The organism is Amaricoccus sp., assembly GCF_036846665.1.
Taxonomy (GTDB): domain Bacteria; phylum Pseudomonadota; class Alphaproteobacteria; order Rhodobacterales; family Rhodobacteraceae; genus Amaricoccus.
The window spans coordinates 1-4,282 of the sequence record NZ_DAIUBO010000283.1 but is presented as its reverse complement, the minus strand read 5'-3'; the positions used below and the strand labels follow the sequence as shown (position 1 = coordinate 4,282).

The 4,282-nt window shown below is 68.6% G+C and carries 4 protein-coding genes and 1 pseudogene; 3 read left to right on the top strand and 2 right to left on the bottom strand.

All coding sequences use genetic code 11. The features are described 5' to 3' along the window. Positions 1-1,250, bottom strand: a 1,250-nt coding sequence (locus V7050_RS18680) for an AAA family ATPase (RefSeq protein WP_324411004.1), incomplete at its 3' end; no start/stop codon positions are given. Positions 1,251-1,436: 186 nt separating this feature from the next. Next, entirely contained in the window at positions 1,437-2,207 is a 771-nt protein-coding gene (gene gloB / locus V7050_RS18675; RefSeq protein ID WP_324369996.1) for a hydroxyacylglutathione hydrolase, read from the bottom strand. Positions 2,208-2,268: 61 nt separating this feature from the next. Here gloB and V7050_RS18670 point away from each other — a divergent pair, with 61 nt between their 5' ends. The 3 genes and pseudogenes from V7050_RS18670 to V7050_RS18660 form a co-directional block, all read left to right on the top strand. Next, positions 2,269-3,138, top strand: coding sequence for a class I SAM-dependent methyltransferase (locus tag V7050_RS18670; protein ID WP_324369998.1), 870 nt, complete (start codon positions 2,269-2,271; stop codon positions 3,136-3,138). A 55-nt stretch (positions 3,139-3,193) separates the two neighbouring features. Continuing rightward, positions 3,194-3,754 (top strand): F0F1 ATP synthase subunit delta, encoded by a 561-nt coding sequence (locus tag V7050_RS18665; protein ID WP_324375401.1) that lies wholly within the window; start codon positions 3,194-3,196, stop codon positions 3,752-3,754. Continuing rightward, a pseudogene (locus tag V7050_RS18660) lies at positions 3,754-4,282 on the top strand (F0F1 ATP synthase subunit alpha); the annotation flags it as partial. The gene V7050_RS18665 and the pseudogene V7050_RS18660, both read left to right, overlap by 1 nt.

The following is a 4,282-nucleotide window of genomic DNA, read 5'->3' as shown; positions in this document are numbered from 1 at the left end:
CCGGCCTCGTCGATCACGTCGATCGCCTTGTCGGGCAGCTTGCGGTCGTGGATGTAGCGCGCGCTGAGATCCACCGCCGACCTGATCGCGTCCTGGGTGTAGCGCACGTCGTGATGCACCTCGAAATAGGGCTTCAGCCCCTTGAGGATCTTGAAGGCGTCCTCGATCGTCGGCTCGTTGACGTCGATCTTCTGGAAGCGCCGCGCCAGCGCCCGGTCCTTCTCGAAATGCTGGCGGTATTCCTTGTAGGTGGTCGACCCCATGCAGCGCAGGGTGCCCGACTGCAACGCCGGCTTCAGCAGGTTCGAGGCGTCCATCGCGCCGCCGCTGGTCGCGCCCGCACCGATCACGGTATGGATCTCGTCGATGAAGAGGATGGCGTTCGGATGCGCCTCCAGCTCCTTCATCACCGCCTTCAGCCGCTCCTCGAAATCGCCGCGGTAGCGGGTGCCGGCGAGCAGCGCGCCCATGTCGAGCGCGAAGATCGTGGTCTCGGCCAGGATCTCGGGCGTGTCGCCGTCGTTGATCTTCTTGGCCAGGCCCTCGGCGATGGCGGTCTTGCCGACGCCGGGATCGCCCACCAGCAGCGGGTTGTTCTTGCGCCGGCGGCACAGCACCTGCACGCAGCGCTCCACCTCCAGATCGCGCCCGATCAGCGGATCCACGTCGCCGCGCCGCGCCTTCTCGTTGAGATCGACGCAATATTTCTGCAGGGCCGTCTCCTCGGCCTCCTTGCCGCTCGGCCCCTGCGCCTTCGGCTCCTTGGCCTGATCCGCGCCCTTGGGCGAGGTCGGCTCGCCATAGGACGGATCCTTGGCGACGCCGTGGCTGATGTAGTTCACCGCGTCGTAGCGGGTCATGTCCTGTTCCTGCAGGAAATAGGCGGCATGGCTCTCGCGTTCCGCGAAGATCGCCACCAGCACGTTGGCGCCGGTCACCTCCGAGCGCCCCGAGCTCTGGACATGGATCGCCGCGCGCTGGATCACCCGCTGGAAGCCGGTGGTCGGCGCGGCCTCCGAGCCTTCGATGTCGGAGATCAGCGCGTCGAGCTCCTCGTCGAGGAAGGCGACGATGGTCTTGCGCAGCTTGTCGAGATCGACCCCGCAGGCCTTCATCACCCGGGCGGCGTCCGGCTCGTCGAGGAGCGCCAGAAGAAGATGCTCGAGGGTCGCGAGTTCATGCTTGCGTTCGTTGGCGTGTCCGAGCGCGTTGTGAATTGCGGCTTCGAGGGTACTCGAAAAAGAGGGCATTCTCCGCATCCTTCCGGTCAAGAGCCGCCGGCTTGGGGGCCAGCGCAAGCAAGGTCATGCGATCTTGCCCGTTACCCGTTAAACTTCGGTGTTATCCCGAGCGCTTCAAGGGTGATTATGAGCCGGGCCGCCCGGGAGCGCAAAAACTTTCGGTGAAAAGGCTGAATTTCCCGGCCGGTGATCGGACTAGCGGAACGCGTCCTTGCGCCGGCGGATCTCGGCGAAGACCGCGGCATCCGGCGCCCCCCCGAGCCCCATGCGCGCCTTCATCCCCGGATCCCGCGCCCGCAGGAAGGGGTTCGTGGCGATCTCCAGGTCGAGCCGCGCCGGCACCGTCGCCTCGCCGCGCGCGCGCAAGCCGGCGATCTCCTCGGCGCGCGCAAGCAGCGCCGGGTTCTCGCCGTCCACCGAGAGCGCGAAGCGCAGGTTGCTCTCGGCGTATTCATGGCCCGAATAGACCAGCGTCTCCGGCGGCAGCGCCGCCAGCGTCTCGAGGCTCCGCCACATCTGCTCGGCGGTCCCCTCGAAGAGCCGCCCGCAGCCCATGACCATCAGGCTGTCGGCCGAGAAGAGCGCCTGCGATGCGGGAAAATGATAGGCGACATGCCCGATCGTATGGCCCGGAACCTCGACGACCGTGCCAAGGCTCTCGCCCAGCGCCACGCGGTCGCCGTCGGCCACCGCCTTGTCGAGCGCCGGAAGCCGCGCGCGATCCGCCGCCGCCCCGACGACCGCGGCGCCGAACTCGCCCCGCAGCGCATCGACCCCGGCGATATGGTCGTCATGGTGGTGGGTGATCAGGATGAGATAGAGCCCCCAGCCCCGGCGCGCGAGCTCCATCCGGATCGGCTCGGCCTCCGGCGCATCCACCAGCCCGACCCGCCCGGTCGCCCCATCACGGAGCAGATAGGCGTAATTGTCCGACCGGCAGGGAATGGTGACAATCTCGAGCGGCATGGCGATCCCCTCGGCAGCGATTGGCTTGGCGACAGTCTGTCGGATCCGGTAGGGTCGCGCAATGCATCTCGATGTCGTGGATCTGCGCGCATTCTACTACCGCACGCCGCTCGGGCGCTCCGCCCAGCGCGCGCTGCAGGAGAGCCTGCGCGCTCTCTGGCCCGACACGCATGGCATGGCGGTGGCGGGCTTCGGCTTCGCCGCGCCGCTGCTGCGCCCCTTTCTCGGCGAGGCCGGGCGCGTGCTGGCGCTGATGCCGGGGCAGCAGGGCGTCATGCCCTGGCCGCCGGGCGCGGGCGCGGCGAATGTCTCGGTCCTCGTCGAGGAGACGCTCTGGCCGCTCTCCTCCAGCAGCGTCGACCGGCTGATCGTCGCCCATGGGCTCGAGACCTGCGAGCGGCCCGACGCGCTCTTGAGCGAGATCTGGCGCGTGCTGGTCCCTTCGGGGCGCGTCGTCTTCATCGTTCCCAACCGCTCCGGGCTCTGGGCGCGGCGCGACGCCACGCCCTTCGGCTTCGGCCGCCCCTACAGCTTCGGCCAGCTCGAAGGCCTGCTGCGCAAGCACCGCTTCCTGCCCGAGCGGCAGGCGGCCGCGCTCTATTCGCCGCCGTCGCACCGGAAGTTCTGGCTGAAGTCGTCGCATCTCATGGAGCGGCTCGGCCGCCGGTTCGAGCCGCGCATCATCGCCGGGGCGCTGGTGGTGGAGGCATCGAAGCAGGTCTACGCCCGGCCCGGCCCGCCCGGGGCGCGGGTCGTCGTCCCCGGCCCGCTCGACGTGCTCGAGGGCCTGGCCGGGCCGAGGCCCGAGCCGGCCGCCGGCGGCAACCGGCGGATTCGGCATCCCGCGGCGGCCCTCCGCGTATTGCCACACCGTAAACGCTCTGCTATCAGCGAGCGGATTTCGCCGGGGGGCGGCGCCACACTGGCATAAGTCTCCGTTATGTCGGACTTCTCGGTCCGGATTCGACATCATCGGAAGGGTTCCCGTGTCCAGTTCCGCTTCGTTGACCTCTGGGGTGGCCGGGCGCTACGCGACCGCGCTCTTCGAAATCGCCAAGCATGACAAGGCGCTGGGCCAGGTCGAGACGGATATCGCCGCGCTCGAGGCCGCGCTCGCCGAGAGCGCCGACCTGCGCGAACTGCTCGCCTCGCCGATCCACACCCGCGACGAGCAGGGCCGCGCGATCGCGGCGATCGCCGCGAAGATGGGGCTGGGCAAGACCGTCACGAACACGCTCGGGCTGATGGCCCAGAACCGCCGGCTCTTCGTCGTCCCCGCCCTCCTGTCGCAGGTCAAGGCGCTGATCGCCGCGGACCGGGGCGAGGTGACGGCGGAGGTGATCTCCGCCAAGCCGCTGACCAAGGCCCAGACCGAATCCCTCGCCGGGACGCTCAAGGCGAGCGTGGGCAAGGACGTGGCGCTCGAGGTGACCGTGGACGAAGACCTGATCGGCGGGCTCGTGGTAAAGGTGGGGTCGCGGATGATCGACACCTCCATTCGCTCGAAGCTCGCCAAACTCCAGAATGCCATGAAAGAGGTCGGATAATGTCGATCCAAGCCGCTGAAATCTCTGCGATACTCAAGGACCAGATCAAGAACTTCGGCCAGGAGGCCGAGGTATCCGAGGTGGGCCGCGTCCTCTCCGTCGGCGACGGAATCGCCCGGGTCTTCGGGCTCGACAACGTCCAGGCCGGCGAGATGGTCGAGTTTCCCGGCGGCATCCGCGGCATGACGCTGAACCTCGAGACCGACAATGTCGGCGTGGTGATCTTCGGCTCCGACCGCGACATCGGCGAAGGCGACGTGGTCAAGCGCACCCGCTCCATCGTGGACGTGCCCGTGGGCAAGGGGCTGCTCGGCCGCGTGGTCGACGCGCTCGGCAACCCGATCGACGGCAAGGGCGCCATCGAGGCCACCGAGCGCCGCGTGGCCGACGTCAAGGCGCCCGGCATCATTCCCCGCCGCTCGGTGCACGAGCCCATGGCCACGGGGCTGAAGGCGATCGACGCGCTGATTCCCATCGGCCGCGGCCAGCGCGAGCTGATCATCGGCGACCGCCAGACCGGCAAGACCG